Annotated in this window: 25 protein-coding genes; 20 read left to right on the top strand and 5 right to left on the bottom strand. The window is 54.2% G+C overall.

Features of this window, described 5'->3' with window-relative positions; translation table 11 throughout:
* Positions 1-261: 261 nt before the first annotated feature.
* Entirely contained in the window at positions 262-600 is a 339-nt protein-coding gene (locus ACJJU9_RS11490; RefSeq protein ID WP_278939932.1) for a hypothetical protein, read from the bottom strand.
* A 152-nt stretch (positions 601-752) separates the two neighbouring features.
* On the opposite strand from ACJJU9_RS11490, the gene ACJJU9_RS11485 reads away from it, so the two are divergent.
* Positions 753-1,058: a hypothetical protein gene (locus ACJJU9_RS11485; protein WP_407730781.1), complete on the top strand. Its 306-nt coding sequence runs from the start codon at positions 753-755 to the stop codon at positions 1,056-1,058.
* Positions 1,059-1,240: 182 nt separating this feature from the next.
* A complete protein-coding gene (locus tag ACJJU9_RS11480) occupies positions 1,241-1,735 on the top strand; it encodes a GNAT family N-acetyltransferase (protein WP_407730981.1) in 495 nt (164 codons plus the stop codon).
* 469 nt (positions 1,736-2,204) lie between these two features.
* Here ACJJU9_RS11480 and ACJJU9_RS11475 read toward each other — a convergent pair whose 3' ends face one another.
* A complete protein-coding gene (locus ACJJU9_RS11475; protein ID WP_407730980.1) occupies positions 2,205-2,519 on the bottom strand; it encodes a DUF1654 domain-containing protein in 315 nt (104 codons plus the stop codon).
* A gap of 847 nt (positions 2,520-3,366) precedes the next feature.
* Between ACJJU9_RS11475 and csrA the strand changes: the two genes are divergently transcribed.
* The 14 genes from csrA to ACJJU9_RS11405 all read left to right on the top strand — a co-directional run bounded on the left by csrA (position 3,367) and on the right by ACJJU9_RS11405 (position 9,699).
* Positions 3,367-3,552: a carbon storage regulator CsrA gene (gene csrA, locus ACJJU9_RS11470; RefSeq protein WP_153372870.1), complete on the top strand. Its 186-nt coding sequence runs from the start codon at positions 3,367-3,369 to the stop codon at positions 3,550-3,552.
* Positions 3,553-3,859: 307 nt separating this feature from the next.
* On the top strand, positions 3,860-4,078 hold the full coding sequence (locus ACJJU9_RS11465) for a carbon storage regulator (protein WP_278939923.1): 219 nt from the start codon (positions 3,860-3,862) through the stop codon (positions 4,076-4,078).
* 490 nt (positions 4,079-4,568) lie between these two features.
* Positions 4,569-5,156, top strand: coding sequence for a hypothetical protein (locus tag ACJJU9_RS11460; RefSeq protein ID WP_407730780.1), 588 nt, complete (start codon positions 4,569-4,571; stop codon positions 5,154-5,156).
* A 21-nt stretch (positions 5,157-5,177) separates the two neighbouring features.
* Positions 5,178-5,354 carry a hypothetical protein gene (locus tag ACJJU9_RS11455; protein WP_407730779.1) on the top strand — a complete coding sequence of 59 codons (177 nt, stop codon included), beginning with the start codon at positions 5,178-5,180 and terminating at the stop codon, positions 5,352-5,354.
* Positions 5,355-5,377: 23 nt separating this feature from the next.
* Positions 5,378-5,800, top strand: coding sequence for a hypothetical protein (locus ACJJU9_RS11450; RefSeq protein ID WP_407730778.1), 423 nt, complete (start codon positions 5,378-5,380; stop codon positions 5,798-5,800).
* Positions 5,797-5,982 carry a hypothetical protein gene (locus ACJJU9_RS11445; RefSeq protein WP_407730777.1) on the top strand — a complete coding sequence of 62 codons (186 nt, stop codon included), beginning with the start codon at positions 5,797-5,799 and terminating at the stop codon, positions 5,980-5,982. Before ACJJU9_RS11450 ends, ACJJU9_RS11445 begins: the two co-directional genes overlap by 4 nt.
* Positions 5,979-6,200 carry a hypothetical protein gene (locus tag ACJJU9_RS11440; protein WP_407730776.1) on the top strand — a complete coding sequence of 74 codons (222 nt, stop codon included), beginning with the start codon at positions 5,979-5,981 and terminating at the stop codon, positions 6,198-6,200. Before ACJJU9_RS11445 ends, ACJJU9_RS11440 begins: the two co-directional genes overlap by 4 nt.
* Positions 6,197-6,856: a hypothetical protein gene (locus tag ACJJU9_RS11435; RefSeq protein WP_407730775.1), complete on the top strand. Its 660-nt coding sequence runs from the start codon at positions 6,197-6,199 to the stop codon at positions 6,854-6,856. The genes ACJJU9_RS11440 and ACJJU9_RS11435 overlap by 4 nt, the downstream gene beginning before the upstream one ends.
* Positions 6,853-6,993 carry a hypothetical protein gene (locus ACJJU9_RS11430; protein WP_407730774.1) on the top strand — a complete coding sequence of 47 codons (141 nt, stop codon included), beginning with the start codon at positions 6,853-6,855 and terminating at the stop codon, positions 6,991-6,993. Before ACJJU9_RS11435 ends, ACJJU9_RS11430 begins: the two co-directional genes overlap by 4 nt.
* 11 nt (positions 6,994-7,004) lie before the next feature.
* Positions 7,005-7,871 carry an ATP-binding protein gene (locus ACJJU9_RS11425; protein WP_407730773.1) on the top strand — a complete coding sequence of 289 codons (867 nt, stop codon included), beginning with the start codon at positions 7,005-7,007 and terminating at the stop codon, positions 7,869-7,871.
* Complete coding sequence (locus ACJJU9_RS11420; RefSeq protein WP_407730772.1) at positions 7,868-8,539, top strand: 3'-5' exonuclease; 672 nt, start codon at positions 7,868-7,870, stop codon at positions 8,537-8,539. Before ACJJU9_RS11425 ends, ACJJU9_RS11420 begins: the two co-directional genes overlap by 4 nt.
* Positions 8,540-8,548: 9 nt before the next feature.
* Complete coding sequence (locus ACJJU9_RS11415) at positions 8,549-8,791, top strand: hypothetical protein (RefSeq protein WP_331368996.1); 243 nt, start codon at positions 8,549-8,551, stop codon at positions 8,789-8,791.
* Positions 8,788-9,258 carry a hypothetical protein gene (locus ACJJU9_RS11410; RefSeq protein ID WP_407730771.1) on the top strand — a complete coding sequence of 157 codons (471 nt, stop codon included), beginning with the start codon at positions 8,788-8,790 and terminating at the stop codon, positions 9,256-9,258. The genes ACJJU9_RS11415 and ACJJU9_RS11410 overlap by 4 nt, the downstream gene beginning before the upstream one ends.
* 69 nt (positions 9,259-9,327) lie before the next feature.
* Positions 9,328-9,699: a hypothetical protein gene (locus ACJJU9_RS11405; protein WP_407730770.1), complete on the top strand. Its 372-nt coding sequence runs from the start codon at positions 9,328-9,330 to the stop codon at positions 9,697-9,699.
* Positions 9,700-9,722: 23 nt separating this feature from the next.
* Here ACJJU9_RS11405 and ACJJU9_RS11400 read toward each other — a convergent pair whose 3' ends face one another.
* Positions 9,723-9,962 carry a hypothetical protein gene (locus ACJJU9_RS11400; protein WP_278939845.1) on the bottom strand — a complete coding sequence of 80 codons (240 nt, stop codon included), beginning with the start codon at positions 9,960-9,962 and terminating at the stop codon, positions 9,723-9,725.
* 50 nt (positions 9,963-10,012) lie between these two features.
* Between ACJJU9_RS11400 and ACJJU9_RS11395 the strand changes: the two genes are divergently transcribed.
* Positions 10,013-10,645: a hypothetical protein gene (locus ACJJU9_RS11395; RefSeq protein WP_153334240.1), complete on the top strand. Its 633-nt coding sequence runs from the start codon at positions 10,013-10,015 to the stop codon at positions 10,643-10,645.
* 58 nt (positions 10,646-10,703) lie between these two features.
* Here the strand turns inward: ACJJU9_RS11395 and ACJJU9_RS11390 are convergent, their stop codons facing one another.
* Positions 10,704-11,108, bottom strand: coding sequence for an SMI1/KNR4 family protein (locus ACJJU9_RS11390; protein ID WP_153334242.1), 405 nt, complete (start codon positions 11,106-11,108; stop codon positions 10,704-10,706).
* Between the two features lie 115 nt (positions 11,109-11,223).
* Here ACJJU9_RS11390 and yejK point away from each other — a divergent pair, with 115 nt between their 5' ends.
* The 3 genes from yejK to ACJJU9_RS11375 all read left to right on the top strand — a co-directional run bounded on the left by yejK (position 11,224) and on the right by ACJJU9_RS11375 (position 14,304).
* Positions 11,224-12,228, top strand: a complete 1,005-nt coding sequence (gene yejK, locus ACJJU9_RS11385) for a nucleoid-associated protein YejK (RefSeq protein WP_407730769.1) — start codon at positions 11,224-11,226, stop codon at positions 12,226-12,228.
* A 55-nt stretch (positions 12,229-12,283) separates the two neighbouring features.
* Positions 12,284-13,066: a GIY-YIG nuclease family protein gene (locus tag ACJJU9_RS11380; RefSeq protein WP_407730768.1), complete on the top strand. Its 783-nt coding sequence runs from the start codon at positions 12,284-12,286 to the stop codon at positions 13,064-13,066.
* 434 nt (positions 13,067-13,500) lie between these two features.
* Positions 13,501-14,304 carry a hypothetical protein gene (locus tag ACJJU9_RS11375; protein ID WP_407730767.1) on the top strand — a complete coding sequence of 268 codons (804 nt, stop codon included), beginning with the start codon at positions 13,501-13,503 and terminating at the stop codon, positions 14,302-14,304.
* Here the strand turns inward: ACJJU9_RS11375 and ACJJU9_RS11370 are convergent.
* Positions 14,259-15,716 (bottom strand): hypothetical protein, encoded by a 1,458-nt coding sequence (locus ACJJU9_RS11370; protein WP_407730766.1) that lies wholly within the window; start codon positions 15,714-15,716, stop codon positions 14,259-14,261. The genes ACJJU9_RS11375 and ACJJU9_RS11370 overlap by 46 nt on opposite strands.
* Between the last annotated feature and the right edge of the window lie 150 nt (positions 15,717-15,866).

Raw genomic sequence — 15,866 nt, 5'->3', positions numbered from 1 at the left:
GTAGAAGCCCGCATGCTCTTCCCAGCAAGCGGGCTTTTTTGTGTCTGCGCTTGGGCTGATTGCCAGCTTGCACTCCTAAAGGCGCCACCTACACTTTTAAATGCCGGGTGACTATCCCCCCTCCGACCCGGCTTGACTCGCTAATTGTGGGTCTTTTTTATGTCTTGGCTGAACCTCGCAGGGCTTTAGCATTGGCGCTAACCTGGCCCACAAATGGCACTCACATTGTGAGTTTCCTGTGTCTAGGGCGAGCTGGCGTCTCTATTCCACCTTTTCAACCTTTCCGCCGCACGCAACAAATTTCTCGCGATAACCAGAGCGGCAATAATTGGCCACCTTGGTGGGGCTAGGCGCTGGTGGGCACGCATTGGGCGTGTTCGACGTATTAAAATGTTCGCATTGCTGCGTGGTGCGTGCTTGCGTTTCATGAAGCGAGTCAAAATTATCCTGCTGATTTTTCACGTCGGTTTCGCACGCGCTGACCCTTGCATCCAGCTTCTTCAAGCAGTCAAGACCTTCTGATGTCTGCGGCTTGATGTAGCTGTATTGCGTGCAGGCAGCTAGCAATATCGACAATGACAAAGAGGCTAATCTAAACAAATTATTGCTCCATCCAATTTGACTGTGACGCTTCAGACTCCGTTATGCGAGGTCGGTTCAGGTATTGCTTCGGCCCTCCGGGCTATATAGGGATGATCTCCACACTATGGCAAACTGACGATTACTCAAATTGAGGTTTGTGGAGGAAATTTATGCTGACAGCCTCGGAGCTCATTGTACTGGCGCGGGAGGCACCTCAAGATCTGAAGTGCTGGTCAAGCTTCGTGGCCCAGACTGAATTCATGTGGCAACACTCCACCTTGGTAACAGACTGTGAAGAATGGCAGGTCGTTTGGTTTGAGATGGAGATCATCAATGCGCTTGCATTGGCCGAGTGGGAGGAAGAAGGCTCTCCACGGAATTGGTCGCACCGGTGGAGTGAAGGGTACGAACAAGATGCACGAGCGCTGGTTCCGGAGCTAGTTGCTCTGATCGTCTGCCCTGCGTTATCAGAGTAATCTACCGTACCGATGAACTGTCGCTGTATGCAGGAAAGCTGTACTGGAATTTAGATGACACATAACAAACCATGATCCTCAACCAATGGGCAAGCCTAAGCAGCTCTTGCCGCTCAATGCGCCCATCGCCAGAGTGCATCAAAAAAGACACTGTAAGAATTTTGAACGAATCCAAAGGTGTAATAATCATGAATGACATCAGCATTAATCGATACGCTCCAGGCGATGAGAAAGATGTCCTGGCGTTGATAATACCTATCCAGCGCGAAGAGTTCGGAATTGAAATTTCAGCAGAGGATCAGCCAGATTTAATGCAAATTCAGTCTTTTTATCAGACAGGTTCGGGTGGCTTTTGGTTAGCCCGCAGACAAGGTGAGGTGATAGGAACGATCGGTCTAAAGGACATTGGCAACGGTGCTGTCGCTTTACGGAAAATGTTCGTTGCAGCGTCTTGGCGAGGCAGGGAATTTGGCGTAGCAAAACAGATGCTTGAACTGATCATTCAAATTTCGAAAGAAAGCGGAGTAAGACAGATTTATTTAGGTACTACTGAAAAATTTTTAGCGGCTCATCGCTTCTATGAAAAGCATGGATTCAAGCAGATAGAGCGTCACAATCTACCAGCTAGTTTTCCATTGATGCTGGTCGATACGCGTTTTTATGCGCTGGTATTCTAAACACTCGATCTGCCCCCTCCCGTTCCAACGAGATTGATCACGACATAAAAACCATACGCAACTGAGTTGACCCACGCTCATGCGGCAGCAACTGATCAATCACTCGTAATCTGCGCTTGTAGCCGAGTGAGTACGCCCTCAAGCATGCATGCGTTTCATACCTGCTCATAAACGCAGATGGCCTAAGGCTCGGGAAGCCCACACTTGCTGGACTATCAGCAGCCCTTGCTAGCCAGGTGTGGAGCTTTCTGCTTAAAGAGAGTTGTCAGCGACGAAAGATTGCCATGCGCTAACCCCGACGGCTCGGCTGTGGTGATCGGACCCTATGAAGAAAAGGCTGAGGCCGTCGAGACGCTAAAGCAGATCAGGGTTAATCACTCCATTTTCGGCGGACTATCCTACAAAGACTGATCAGGCCAAAGCTCAGAACTCAAATGCAGCCCGCTCAACGCGGGCTTTTTTGTGTCTTTTAAAAAGGTGCCGGCTCTTCCTCTGGCTCAAATTCGTCAGCGTCGACCTGACGATATCCATCAGCAACCATTTCCCATTTCAAGGTAATCGTCCCGTCGTCGTTGATGGTCATATCCAGCTCATCGGTTTCCGAAAGCACGCCCATCACTTCCTCCCACTCCCGGTCCCCGTCCGTGTCCAGCTTGTGAATCGTCACTGAGCGTCGAAGCTGCGCGATCGGGTGATTGATCATCTCTGAAACCCGCAGGCTCAACCTCTCCATCCCGGTCATGACCTCCCCCACATCCCTATTTTTCAGCCGCTGAACACCCATGCCCCACTCCATAAATAACTGTTTATCCATACAGCATTCAAAAATGATAGCTCAGTGCTAAGTCCTGCGTAAAGCCCCTTAGAAGACTACTTGCGCGACGGAACCGCCTCCGTACTGAAGAAAATAAATTTACTCAAAAGCTAAAATATTTAGCTTTGCGCTATTGACGTAATTTTAGCGCAGAGCTAAATTTACTCCATCGCAGCAGCAACACGCCGCGACGGGGCGAGAGCCCACCGCTCTTTAACAGTCTGGAATCTTCGCGGATCGATCCTCGGAAACGAGAAGCCCTTGCGGCATCGCTGGAAACAGCGAACAGCGCGAAACATAAATTTCGATCTCCATGCCAGCTCTGGAACTGGATATCGCGGGAGAACCCGCCGACTCGAAGCCGAGCGAACGTCAGCTGAGCAGGAATACAGGTTCAGCCACGCAAGCAAAGCCAAGAGGCGCACCAAGGTCGCCACCTACCAGATCCAAGATGAGGGTTTTCACTGGCAAGGCGCGGACGGGTGAGACGGAAATTTTCACTGATGCACCTGGTTACCCGGGTGCATTGGGAAAACAGCCGGGAGAAGTGCAAATGCCAACAAAGCGCGGAAGTGAGATAGAGATAGGCGACGTGATTTATCTCGGGCTTGGCGATCGATCGGGGAAAGTCGTCGATCTCAAAGCGCACCCTCGCCTCGCAGATTTCAACCCGGGCCTGACTGCTCGGATAGCAGTCACAGACCGAGGTTCGATAACGATCATCGACCAACAACCAATCAGGGTTCCTGAATGACGTTTCACTAGCAGGCCTTCTTGGGAGGGCCTGACGGGAAACCACCCAACAAGGAGAAGGACCATGTTGATACTCACCCGCCGCGTAGGCGAAATCATCCGCATCAACGACGACATCAGCGTGCAGGTGCTGAGCGTAAGCGGCCAGCAAGTGAAGCTTGGCGTTGTTGCCCCGGAAACTGTTGCGGTGCACCGGGAAGAGATTTACCAGCGTATTCAGGCAGAGCGTGTGACTGATAACGCTGCTTGATTGGAAAGCATCACTGGGGCCCGTTCACTGAGCGGGCTTTGGAGGGGCATCCCACCTAGCCAGTGAGCAGGAAATTTGAAGTTAAACGCAAATAAGAACTTGGGGCCGAAAAAATAAACGTTTCACTCGCAAAAAAAATTAGCATGAGTGTTCGATAACCGAACACTTCCTTCAAAAGCTCCTAGAAAAGTCCTTAGTAGGAAAATGTAAATTTTATTAATTGATTTATGGCGTTTCTCATGAAAAATTGGCCCCTCTGCCAAAGATTATGACTCTCATATAATGCATAAGCTCTTAGGGGAAAATCATGTTGACGCTGACACGCTACATAGGTGAATCAATCAAAATCGGTGATGATATCAGTATTAAAGTTAAGGGCATTTCTGGGGAGAATGTTAGTCTAGCTATTGATGCACCAAAATCAGTCATTGTTCATCGGTACGAATTGTTCAGCAGATTTAGGTCCGCAACCATGACCAAAAACCATGTGCCACATCTGTCCGAAATGTTCACTCCTGCCAAATAGAATCAATTTTTCAACGCTCAGTTACAGAAGTAACGCACAATTACATTCCTTATAAACTATTGAAATTTATAAATAAAATAAGAATTCGGTCCGGAGCTCTCTGGGCTGAATTGCTTATAGATACCTGCGGGCGCCCCCAAGCCAAGGCCATCGCAATAGATCCCCAAGTCTAGTGAGCCACAAGCTACCAATACCCACCTTGTAGCAAGCCAGAAGGCTGCGCTCATCACCCTGGCAGGAGCGGAAAGCAGGGTCGACGATGTGACCGCACATCAGCCAGGTGCTTGTAGACCCAACCAAAGCAAAGACGATGTACTGCAGGCGAGTCCTAGGGCATTGCTGGCCAGACTCGACGCATTCCGGGAAGCGCCGGACGCCTACTACCTCCCCACTTCTATTACGCCAACACTCAACCCTGCGCCCACCGGCAACCAGCGGGAGGAATGAGTGTTGCCGTAATGCAGGTGAACAAACGAATGGAGTCTTCGAAATGCCAAAGATCCTCGACGTGATCAAAACCCAGCAGGGGCAAGTATTCCTGCTGCTGGATGAAATGCCGCGCCGCGTGTACGAGCGCGCCGGGAACATGCTGGTTTCCAGTCATGAAGGTTTCTTCGACTTCATGAAGATCGTGCCCGGCTCCCGGGATGCTTTTGCAGGCCGATCATTCACGATTCAGCTCACTGACGGCTCAACTCTGGAATGCAAAGGCCAAGTCTGGGATTGCGGCGGCGACCCCGGCGTACCGACCTTGCAGGTTGGAGTTGGCACTCGCGAATCACTTGAAAGTTGCTACGTGTTTTGTAGCGCCACTGTCGAGAAAGCGCTGGTAGACACCTGGCTGGCCAGTAACAAGCCAAGCTCTCGCTACTACAAGTACGACAAGCGGGAAACAGTCGAATACTGGGAATCGATTTATCGGACAGAAAAATGGGGAAATCGAGTCTCTCCTGCGCGGGCCCGAAAGCTGCGCAAACGCGGCGCAACCATATGGCGAGTCGACGGCAAGCCAACGTGGAGTGCTCGCTTCGAGAAGCGCAACGCTCAAATCCTCACCGATATCGCCGCTGACGCCTAATCCCAAACACTGGAGGTCGCCATGGGCGACAAGAAATGCGAAGCCGATCATAGCTGGCGTCGTGTAAGCCAATGGCGCGGCGATCCTGGCGCCGTCAGTGGAACGGTTCACTACAGCTACCTGGAATGTCGAGTGTGTAGTGAAGAAAACCACAGCCATCCGAATTCACAATCCTACGAATGTGAACCTGAAGATTAAAACCCGCCACCCTGGAGGCGATCATGTCAGCACTACGCAAGGCTCAGTTTGAGCATGACGAACAACTGCCGCCTCCGGTGAGCGAGACAGCTCAAGAGGTGGCGCGTGAAGAATGGCTGCACAACGCCGTCGAGCAACTGCTGCTGGGCTGCGATGTGAAGTTTCAGCGCCGTATGCGTAAGGCTCAGGGCATCACGGTGGCTGAGCTGGAAGCGGCTGTAGATGAGCATGCAAAAGGCCGCTTGGCCGCCGGCGAGGTTGTGGCGCCTTCCCTTGGGCGCCTTCTGATCGAAAACAGCGGTGGCCGGGTCGACAAAGCCGCCACGGCCGAGTTGCTTGGCCCCAGCGACCATCCTCAGGGAAAGCTTGGCGAAATCGCTGAGCGCCTGCTCCGGCCCTTGGTCAGCGACGCACCGATCGCCCAGGCCGAGGACGGCGAATCATGAGCGCCCACATCAAAATCGACGAAGCGCTTGAGGGGCTGGAGCATGCCGCCAGCACGCCCGAACAAGCGCTGGCCGTTCAACGAATGATCGCCGACTTTCTTGTCGATCGGTCAATCACCCTTCTTGAATTCGACCACTACTGCGCACGACTGAACAAGGTTACGCGCAAGGAGGCAGCGTGAGCACAGCCCCGGTTAAATCGCTCATTGATGAGCAGCTTGAAGAACTGTCACCCAGCACCAACCCGGCAAGCGACCGCGTTCTGATGGTCTTCAAGGGGCGCGACTGGCAAGACGCTTTGCGCGCCGCCGAGCAGGGCTTTATAGAGAACGTTCACGCTTGGAGCCAGCGCGCTTGTTTGTGCGGCGAGTGGACGGTCACTTATGAGGTGAAGCTTTGACCAACCGCCAGCGCCAGCGCCGCTATCTCTTGTTGCTCGGCTCATTCCCTGCCCTCGCCATATTCACCGCCTTAATGCTGCTCAGCGCTATCGCTGATCGAATTTCCTCCTTTGGTTTCTTCATGAATAAAGCCAGCTTCCAAGCTGGTTATGGAGGCTCTATGTCTCAAGAAAACACTCGTCTTATCTCGGCAGCAGACATGCGGCTCGCTGCCTATGCCGCTCCTACAGCAGAGATTGAGCGTCGAGAACTTATCGCTGTCAAGGAGCAAGAAGAGCTCGAGCGAATTGCCAGTATGGCTGGCTCTGCGGAGTTGGTGCTGGAGCTGGAAGCAAGGCTTGCGGCCGAGATTGACAGCCGTAAGCGCGCACAAATTGAAGCCAGTTTCGCAAAAAAGAAGCTTGAACAATTGCTCGACGCGGTGAGCGGGGCTGTGGGTCGCGACGTTCGCCCTCTCGGCCTCGTACAGCTTGGCGTGACCCTAACTGACAGCAAGTCGAAGCTGACCACGCTGGCTGGTTACATAGAGCGATCAATCACACTTGAGGATCTGGTCGTGCTTAAGCGGGTAGCCAGCAATCTTGGAGTAACGCAGCCGCAAACAATGGCCGAGGCAGCTCAACTAATGGGGTTGAGCGTTAGGAGGGCTGTATGAGCCCGGCAATGACCGCCCAGATCGACTGGGCAACGGTCGGCGAGTTCTCACCAGATCGTTTCGCCGGTGAGGCGCGCAAAGAATACGAAGACGAAGCCCGCCGCATTCAGCAACAGTGGGACAACCAACCGAACTGAGGTATTTCACAATGTTCAAGAAAGCCGAACGCAAGCAGGCCAAGCTACGGCTGGCACTTGCTGGGCCATCTGGATCGGGCAAAACCTACTCCGCACTGCTCTTGGCAATGGGCCTGGGCGGTCGCATCGCGGTGATCGACACGGAGCACGGCAGTGCATCGCTTTACGCTGACATAGCCGACTTCGACGTATTGGAGTTGCATGCACCATACGCCCCGGAGCGCTACGTTGACGCGATTACTTCGGCAGAACAGGCCGGATACGACGTACTAATAATTGATAGCTACTCGCACGAATGGACCGGTTCAGGCGGATGCCTTGAAGCCAACGAACAATTGGCTCATCAGAAGTTCAGAGGGAACACTTGGGCGGCCTGGAACGAGACAACTCCGCGACACAGGAAGCTCACGGACAAGATCCTGACCAGCTCGCTTCACATCATCTGCACCATGCGCAGCAAGACGGAAACAGTACAAGGCGAGGGTAAGAAGATCCTCAAGCTGGGTATGAAGTCCGAGCAGCGGGACGGCACCGACTACGAGTTCACCGTGGTACTCGACCTGACCCATGACGGGCATACAGCCATGGCTAGCAAGGATCGAACAAAACTGTTCGATCAGCCCGAGCTTATCAGCATAGAAACAGGCGAACGCCTACTTGCCTGGCTGAACTCTGGAGTTAGTCCTGAAGATCGCGCGAAAGAGCTTCTGATAGATGCGCTGGCCGATATTGTCAACGCCAAGGATATGCCTTCGCTGCACTCCGCGTTCAACGCCGCTAAAGTTGTTGCGTACGGGTTTGATGACCTACTTGATCAGGTCGTTACAGCCAAAGACAAGCGAAAGCACGAGCTTTCCCCACAGGAGCAATCTGCATGACCGCCTACATCTTCGACAGCGAAACTACAGGCTTGAATGACCCCCAGTTGGTTGAGGCTGCGTGGCTGAAACTTGATTCAATGGCTGGGCTGTCCATCATCGACCAGTTCCTGGCTCGCTACAAACCGTCCAAACAAATTGAATTGGGAGCCTTGGCTACAAGCCACATTCTGGACGAAGAGCTTGCTGATTGCCCGTCTCACGACACCTTCGCTCTTCCTACAGATACTGCTTTTCTGATCGGGCATAACGTCGACTACGACTGGAACGTTATTGGGCGGCCCGACATCAAGCGCATCTGCACCCAGGCTCTGAGCCGCAAGCTCTGGCCTTCTGCGGACTCGCATAGCCAATCAGCCATGATTTACCTGCACTACCGAAGTGAGGCATCCACCCTGCTCCGCAACGCACATGCCGCACTCGATGATGTTAAAAACTGCCATCGCCTGCTGATGAGGATTGTTGAGGCTCTATCGGAAAGACTGGGCCGTCCAGTTGCTGGATGGGAAGAGCTTTGGTTGCTTTCCGAAGACGCTCGAATCCCGACCCACATCGGATTCGGCAAGCACAAAGGCATGGCTTTTGCTGATCTTCCTGCAGATTACAAGCGCTGGCTGCTCAATCAGGCAGACCTTGATCCATTTGTGCGCAAAGCGCTAACACGCTAGTGGTGAGTCATGATCAGCAACCACCTCAATCTGGTTGAACAGCAGCGGCAGCGAGCCGAGGCGTTATCAGACCAGGTAGCCCAGTTTATTGCGGCGGGCGGGCAGATCGCCCAACTCAAAAGCCCGCCGCGCAACCCTCTCCCGCCTCCCCGCTCAAACAGAATCGACCCTGAAACGGTGCTCAAGCGAAAGCCCAAAGGGCTGTCACTGGCTGAGCGCCGGACGCTTCGCAGAATGGCGGACTCGCTATGAGCAAACGTAAGCCTCACAACTTCAAGGCGCGAATCGAGCGATCGTGCCGCGCCCTGCTCTCCACGAATCACGTCGCGGTGGTGAACATCGACCCCAGCGGTCGCCAGGGCATGATCAATTACAAGTCGCTCAAGAACATCGCGCCCGGAAAAATCGGCCAAGCCGTTTGCGGCATCCCGCACCGCTGGACGATCTACCTCAGCGTGCTTTGCCTTGACGCCCGCGGCGTTCGCTACAGCAAGTCGATTGAGGTAGCACCAAACGGCAACTACCTCTCTGACCACCTGGAGGAAGTAATCGAGCATTGCTACAAGCAACTGCGTGAATCGGCCAACAAAAGCCAGATGGTGGCTTCTGGATGGATCGCCATACCGGAAGTGATATCGCTGGATGAGGCGCACGCGGCGCGGATCTTTGAGGCGGTCGGCACCTGGAGTCAGCAGAAGGTCGATTCATGCGCCGCATAACCCGCATCCAACAACGCAAACGACAGACCTGGCTGGACTTGCCGGCCAGTGGAATTGAAGAGGTAGGCCATGGCAGCAACACAGAAAGAGCGCTCGGCCAAGTCTGCCAAGAAGCGCACAGCGGTGGGCGAGGAAGAGCTAAGGTTGCGAGTTCGACCGGGCACTCGCCAAGCACTGGCCGAATTGATGGAGTGGTCAGGCATAACTGAGCAAGGCGAGGCGATGACCTTGATGATTCATCACCTGCATGCGCTTGGCTATGCCCACTGCCAGCCTATGCTAAATCCTCCGCGCCACGTTTTCGAGCCTTCTGAAAAGGTGGCGCGGGAATTTCGCAATAAAAGCCTTCTCGCAATTCAGCACGACCCGGGCGACGAGATCATAGAACCCATTTACCCCCCCCTACTCGCTGTAACCGGTAATGGGGGGCGACAACTGTAAGAAGCTGGCACGTTGGGATGTAGCTAGACCTTTACTGCGCTTTTGATAATCCAAACACCAACCAGAACAAATACTGCTGATTTAGCCACGGCAAACAGAGAATCTCTTCCAGCAAACAACTCGAAAGCCGAAAATAGTAGTGAGATCGTTCCTACTACCACCAAACCATAGCCAACCGGGCGCACGTACTTGGGGAACATCTCTTCTTCTCCATGATTAAACAGAAATTGTAAATTTCCCCGCCCAGTAACGCTATCAATCATTCCGCCTCCATCCGATATCACGGAGGGCGGCGCCTGACTGGAGATAATCCATGGACGATCAGTTCTACCTGCAAGACAGCCGCAGTCACGCTTACGTCGGCGACGGGTTATCGTTCTGGGGCTTTGGCGGGTCTGGGTATGTCACCGATCTGGCCAAGGCCCAGTTGTTCACCCGGGACGGCGCTTGCGATCACCGCGACACTGACATCCCCTGGCCCAAGGCCTATGTCGACGCCAGGGCACGAGTCGGCGTCGATTGCCAGAATGTCACCTTGAGCGAAGCCCTGGACCAGCACCCCGACGCAGCCGAGTTTTACATCCAGAAACCGCAGTGCTGGAACGGCAACAACCTGATTTGGCTTTGTGAGGACGGAGTATTCACCAGTGATCTGTCGAAGGCTGTCGTGGTGCCGAGGGCCCACACCGTCACCTGGATCGGAAAGCTCGGTCAATCAGGTGCAGTGGTCTGGCCCAGGCCCTACATCGACGCGCATAGCCGCCGGTTGGTCGAACGCGATGACGTGAACATCAAGGAAGCCCTGCGCGGCACCGGCATCAAGCTGGCCAAGCCGAAGAAGCCAAAAATGATGATGTTCAATTGTGATGGCTGCGGCCGGTTCATCAGTGACGCTCAACGCTATCGCGAAGACTGCCGGAACTGCGGGGCAAGCAACACGCCTTGATCCGGCTCCATGCCGGTCACCCGTAATACGCCAGCTAAAACCAAATTACTACCACAGGTCACGAGGGGCTAGACCAACCGATTAACTTTGCGAACTCAGCAAAACTGGCGGCCGCCGTAAACATGCTCCCTCTCGGATCCACCCCGTCGAAGGTAACAATCGGCCATGGGGCAGCCCCTCGCAGATCGAACGCAAACAGCTGCCCACCGCCATCTCCGCCGAAAACAAATAAGCCAGATGTTATTTCTTCAAACAGGGCTATCTGTGAGGCGTCGGAGGCTGTTTCAGCTGGGTCAAGGCAAAAATTGTAAAGAGGGTCTGGAAGCGGTCCCTCACCCCCATTGCTGTATCTGAGCAATTGGTAGTACTCGAAGGGGAGATCTCGAGGCGCTGCGGCACGCAGAGCGTTCAAAGCTTCAACAGAGGCGCCCGCATTACCGATCCAGTTTGAGTTGAGTATCACAGATATGCCTCTTTAATCCGGCTCCATGCCGGTCACCCGTAATACCTCAACCAAAACCAAAAAGCCACAACGCCCCGCCCGGTCATGGAGGGCGGCGCCATCCCGAGGTAACCACATGCCTATTCGCCACAGCATCATCCACCAGATCGACAAGAAGCCAGACGGCTCCCCTGCTGTGCTGCACATCAGCAGCGCGGAACTGGTCGAATCCCAGGCCACTGAAAACCTGCTGAACGACTTCAACGAGGCTTACAACGCCAAGACTGGTAAGGGCTGGGGGTTCTTCCACCCCGAATCAGGCGCCTACCCTTTCAGCGGCTGGTTGAAGGGCTTTTACGACGGCGACGACTTCATCGAATTCAGTCAAACAGCTGTCGAGCACCTGACAAAGTTGATGGAAGAATCGAACCTTTCCGTTGGTGGCCACGTACTGATCGCGCACTACCAGCAAGGCATGACCGATTACCTGGTTGTCGGCCTGCTCCAGCACAGCGAGAGCATCACGGTAAACGCTGACCTGACCGTCACTACCTCCAAGCACGTGGACTTCGGCAGCATCACCCTGGCTGCCCGGATCAACCTGTCGGAATGGCGCAACAACCCAAACTCGCGGCAGTACGTATCCTTCATCAAAGGCAAAACCGGCAAAAAGTCCTCGGAGTACTTCCGCGACTTCATTGGCTGCCAAGAAGGCGTAGATGGCCCGGGCGAAACCCGAACCCTGCTCAAGGCGTTCAGCGACTTTGTTGAGAGCGAAGACGTGCCGGAAGAGTCGGCCCGCGAGAAGACCCAGGTGCTGGTCAGCTACTCAATGGCCCAGGCCAAACTCGGCGAACCAATCACCCTCGACGAACTGTCTGAGCTGATCGACGAAGACCGCCCGAAAGCCTTCTATGACTTCATCCGCAACAAGGACTATGGCCTGTCGCCGGAGATTCCAGCAGATAAACGCACGTTGAACCAGTTCCGACGCTTCACTGGGCGCGCTGAGGGGCTTTCCATCAGCTTTGAGGCGCACTTGCTGGGCTCAAAAATTGAGTTCGACCAGGAAGCCGGAACGCTGATGGTGCGCGGGCTGCCAACGCAGCTTACAGACCAGCTCAAGCGTGCTTCCGCCTGACGCCAACGAAAGCGCCGCTGCTTGATACGGGCGCGGCGCATGCATGGAGAACACCATGGCAAAGTTTTACTACCAGATCAAAGGCCTCCGTCCAGCCGGACCGCACCGCCAAGCTGAATGGGCGTGGCCACCTGTGTTCAGCGGGATGGTCGAGGCGGAGGACCGCAAGTCAGCCAAGGTCCAGGTTGAAGAAGAATACGGCCGTAAGTTCCCGTCACGCGTGCTGCGCAAAGATATCGAACAGCACGCCTACCTCATCCACATCCAAGAACTGCACGAGCACGATACTTACCTGCTGCGCCGGTTCGAGGATACCGCCTGCAAAGAGTGCGGCGTGGTGTTCAAGCTGATCGACAAGTACAACGATCCGAACACCGAAACGACCAGTCACGACTACTGCACAGAGGCTTGTAAGCAGGCCGCTCGGTTCCGCGACGTGCAGGAGTTCAGATTGGTGAACGAAGGCCGGTCACCCGCCGTAATCTACCAGGTGCGGCAAAAGTCCTCTGGCCGGGTGTACGTCGGCCAAACCACCCAGCCCTTCACGCTGCGCTGGTGGCAGCACCTGAGCAACCCCACAAGCTGCAAGTTCCACTCTGCGCTGGGCGGCTCAGAAATCACCGACTGGGAATTCTCAGTGCTTGAGGTGATCGCCTACCCGGAGGGCTGCACCAATCGAGCGGCCTACATCACCCAGCGGGAAAGCCACTGGGTTGATGCTCTGGCAGCGGTTGAAACAGGGTTCAACACCGTTCGCCCTGCCGGAGCCATCGATCAAGCCCAGGTGTTGCTGCCTCTCGCAGAAACTGCACAGCCATCTCATACCTCTCTCTACTAACGGATCACGCCAAGCGGCAAGGATTACTCAATCAATCTGGTCGGACACCCCCTTTAGAGATCTCGATCGCTTTCGAATATGAACACTCCACATTCCCTCATCATTACCAGTTGACAGCTTGATTCTAGGGTCATGGCTACAAACAAACCGAACCCGGTCTTCTGTGAGGTTGTTGTGACTTGCGATAGCCCGTGTCGACCGAAATGGCTCCTGGTCTTTGTCGCTATTGGCTAGAAGCCAACCATATATGCGCTTCGCGTCTTGTCGAGTTTTAAGTGCAGCAGTTAGAGCCTGAACTCCCAGCACTACAAGTGCTGCAACCGCGCCGCCTGCCGCACCTCCAACGGAGGTTGAAATGATGTCGTTAATCAATCCCTGATCCATTTTAAACCCTCAGTAATTTATTCGGCTGAATATACCGGCGAGGTTCCCCTATGTCCGCACAACAACCCCGAATCGTTTGCCAGTTCAGCTGCGGCGCTGCATCGGCGGTGTCAACCAAGCTGGCATTGGCACGGTACAGCACTACACACGACGTGCAGATCATCAATGCGTTTCTGGCAAACGAGCATGAAGACAACCGACGCTTCCTTCTGGACTGCCAAGAATGGTTCGGACAAAAAGTCGTGGAACTGCGTGACGAGAAGTACGGCGCCGACATCATTCAGGTTTTCCGGCGTGAGCGATTCATGAAGGGCCGAAACGGCGCGCCGTGCACCAAGATATTAAAGCGTCGTCTGCTCGATGCTTGGAAGCAACCGGGCGACATAATGGTGTTCGGCTATACCGCCGAAGAAGTCGACCGCCTAGAAGACTTCCGCGAGCGCAACCCCGATCGCCCCGTCATCGCACCTCTGATAGACGCCGGCCTTGGTAAAGACGACTGCAAGGCGATGATAGAGCGCGCCGGTATCGAGCTGCCACTGATGTATCGCCTGGGTTACGACAACGCTAACTGCATCGGTTGCGTGAAAGGTGGCGAAGGCTATTTTCGGGCGATCCGCGAAGACTTCCCGGAGCAATTTGAAGAGCTTTGCCGTGTTCAGGATGAACTTGGCCCAGGCTCGTACCTGCATCGCGACCGCAAGACCAATATCCGATTCTCTCTGCGTGCCCTTCCGCCCGGTAAGCCCCGCCGAAATGAGGCGCTACCAGCTTGCTCTTTTTTTTGCGAGATAGCAGAAGCCGACTATCAACCGAGCGCTGCGGACATAATGTCGGACAGAGCGTTGGGGTGAACAATCTGAGCCTTCAATTTGCGATGGAGAACACGATGACAGTTGGCGCACAGGCATCGCAATTGGTCGAGGGTTGTCTTATGTTGCTCGCCCATATCTGCGACCTGGATCGCCTCATGATGAACTTCAATACAAGCAACACCAAATTCGCCATACGCTTCGACAGGATCTGTTCCGCACTCCTCGCAAAAAAGCCGGCCATGTTTCTTGATAAATGAAGCCTTCTTGGCACTAGATAGACCCGGTGAGCGTTCACGTTTCAGGTGATACACCAGCTTGACTTGGCCCTCGGCCCACTCCCTATCCTCAGTGTCGTTGGGTATTTCGAGCACCTCGGCTTGCTCGCCTTTCGGGACGATTTTGTAACCCGCTGCTTCCAGCAGCTCGAAGCAAACAGTTCCCTTGCCCGCGGTGAAGTGGCGAGGCTTGAGAGTGAACCCTAGAGCGGCTGTTGCAGCAAGTCCAAACACCTGCTTCGGTGCGAGTCGTTTCCCTTCATCAACCAACAAGTCATAATCAATCGACGGCCCAAACTCATCCGAGATCGCGCCCTGCAGCAAACTTTGCACCGCCTCCCAAATATACTCAGGGGTTACACTGCGTAATTGCTCTGCTGGTAAACGGCGGTGCTCCTGCCCTGGCACATCCACTTGTGAAGGAGGTGTAATCCGAATTGTTGTCAGCGCTTTCAAATCGCGATCAGCTACCAGACCCAGAATCACTCCACCTAACGCTGGAGAAATACTTGCGAGGTAACATCCCTGATTTCCATCGCCATTTTTCTGTAATGGGGAATGCTTCTCTGGCAGAAGGTCCGCCAAAGCATCTAAGTGTAATTTTGGAGAAATTGGATGATCCAGCCTGGCCCACTTTATAGGCACCATCCAGCCAAGAGCTTGCCAGTATTCAGCAGCTTGCCAATGACTGTCGGGGATAGGCTCTTCGCGGTGTGCATCCGAAGCAACGCCTACTGCCTTTATTAGCCCATCCGCATACGAAATTACTACATCACCGGGACTCACGAGAGTGAGGTTCAGATACGTCTGGTTGGCCGCACCATTACGCTTTTCTTTTGGAGACCAAATATATCCGCCAGCGTACTCATCTAGATGAGTTTGCTTATGATTAACCCACCAGTAGCGCAGCATAGGCTTTGCCGAGCGATTGGAGGTTCGCTGAAAAACTGCGGTTTCATTTGCCCTGTTAACGGACTCACATTCCCAGCCAGCAGCGATCCATAAGTGAGCCCACGTGTGGCTATCCTCCGTACGCGAGTTCGCCCACCAAGCGTCATGATTCCTTGCACTGGGCGGCAGGCCATTGACTAGCGCATCGATCTGACCGAATGCAAGTTGGACAGAGTCCTGCGCCTGGGCTTTCAGATAGTCTGCTAAGGGCGCGTATTTACTCACTGCTCACCTCCTTGTTTGAAGGTGGGAGCATATTGATATCACCTACCAGCTGCAACAGCATCAGCCCACCGCCGATGGCGGCACTGGCCAGAGCCAACGATCCATGGCGTACGGTCGAAAGCCAAGCAGAAGCCGCATAAACAATACGCC

Origin of the sequence: Pseudomonas helleri (genome assembly GCF_045830615.1) — a bacterium.
Lineage (GTDB): Bacteria > Pseudomonadota > Gammaproteobacteria > Pseudomonadales > Pseudomonadaceae > Aquipseudomonas > Aquipseudomonas helleri.
This window is presented reverse-complemented; position numbering and strand designations above follow the sequence as displayed.

What these genes read in the sequence shown, in the direction of transcription:
- ACJJU9_RS11485 (WP_407730781.1), top strand. Translation starts at nt 753, where the DNA reads ATGCTGACAGCCTCGGAGCTCATTGTACTGGCGCGGGAGGCACCTCAA.
- ACJJU9_RS11475 (WP_407730980.1), bottom strand. Translation starts at nt 2,519, where the DNA reads ATGGGTGTTCAGCGGCTGAAAAATAGGGATGTGGGGGAGGTCATGACC.
- csrA (WP_153372870.1), top strand. Translation starts at nt 3,367, where the DNA reads ATGTTGATACTCACCCGCCGCGTAGGCGAAATCATCCGCATCAACGAC.
- ACJJU9_RS11465 (WP_278939923.1), top strand. Translation starts at nt 3,860, where the DNA reads ATGTTGACGCTGACACGCTACATAGGTGAATCAATCAAAATCGGTGAT.
- ACJJU9_RS11460 (WP_407730780.1), top strand. Translation starts at nt 4,569, where the DNA reads ATGCCAAAGATCCTCGACGTGATCAAAACCCAGCAGGGGCAAGTATTC.
- ACJJU9_RS11455 (WP_407730779.1), top strand. Translation starts at nt 5,178, where the DNA reads ATGGGCGACAAGAAATGCGAAGCCGATCATAGCTGGCGTCGTGTAAGC.
- ACJJU9_RS11450 (WP_407730778.1), top strand. Translation starts at nt 5,378, where the DNA reads ATGTCAGCACTACGCAAGGCTCAGTTTGAGCATGACGAACAACTGCCG.
- ACJJU9_RS11445 (WP_407730777.1), top strand. Translation starts at nt 5,797, where the DNA reads ATGAGCGCCCACATCAAAATCGACGAAGCGCTTGAGGGGCTGGAGCAT.
- ACJJU9_RS11430 (WP_407730774.1), top strand. Translation starts at nt 6,853, where the DNA reads ATGAGCCCGGCAATGACCGCCCAGATCGACTGGGCAACGGTCGGCGAG.
- ACJJU9_RS11425 (WP_407730773.1), top strand. Translation starts at nt 7,005, where the DNA reads ATGTTCAAGAAAGCCGAACGCAAGCAGGCCAAGCTACGGCTGGCACTT.
- ACJJU9_RS11420 (WP_407730772.1), top strand. Translation starts at nt 7,868, where the DNA reads ATGACCGCCTACATCTTCGACAGCGAAACTACAGGCTTGAATGACCCC.
- ACJJU9_RS11415 (WP_331368996.1), top strand. Translation starts at nt 8,549, where the DNA reads ATGATCAGCAACCACCTCAATCTGGTTGAACAGCAGCGGCAGCGAGCC.
- ACJJU9_RS11410 (WP_407730771.1), top strand. Translation starts at nt 8,788, where the DNA reads ATGAGCAAACGTAAGCCTCACAACTTCAAGGCGCGAATCGAGCGATCG.
- ACJJU9_RS11405 (WP_407730770.1), top strand. Translation starts at nt 9,328, where the DNA reads ATGGCAGCAACACAGAAAGAGCGCTCGGCCAAGTCTGCCAAGAAGCGC.
- ACJJU9_RS11400 (WP_278939845.1), bottom strand. Translation starts at nt 9,962, where the DNA reads ATGATTGATAGCGTTACTGGGCGGGGAAATTTACAATTTCTGTTTAAT.
- ACJJU9_RS11395 (WP_153334240.1), top strand. Translation starts at nt 10,013, where the DNA reads ATGGACGATCAGTTCTACCTGCAAGACAGCCGCAGTCACGCTTACGTC.
- yejK (WP_407730769.1), top strand. Translation starts at nt 11,224, where the DNA reads ATGCCTATTCGCCACAGCATCATCCACCAGATCGACAAGAAGCCAGAC.
- ACJJU9_RS11380 (WP_407730768.1), top strand. Translation starts at nt 12,284, where the DNA reads ATGGCAAAGTTTTACTACCAGATCAAAGGCCTCCGTCCAGCCGGACCG.
- ACJJU9_RS11375 (WP_407730767.1), top strand. Translation starts at nt 13,501, where the DNA reads ATGTCCGCACAACAACCCCGAATCGTTTGCCAGTTCAGCTGCGGCGCT.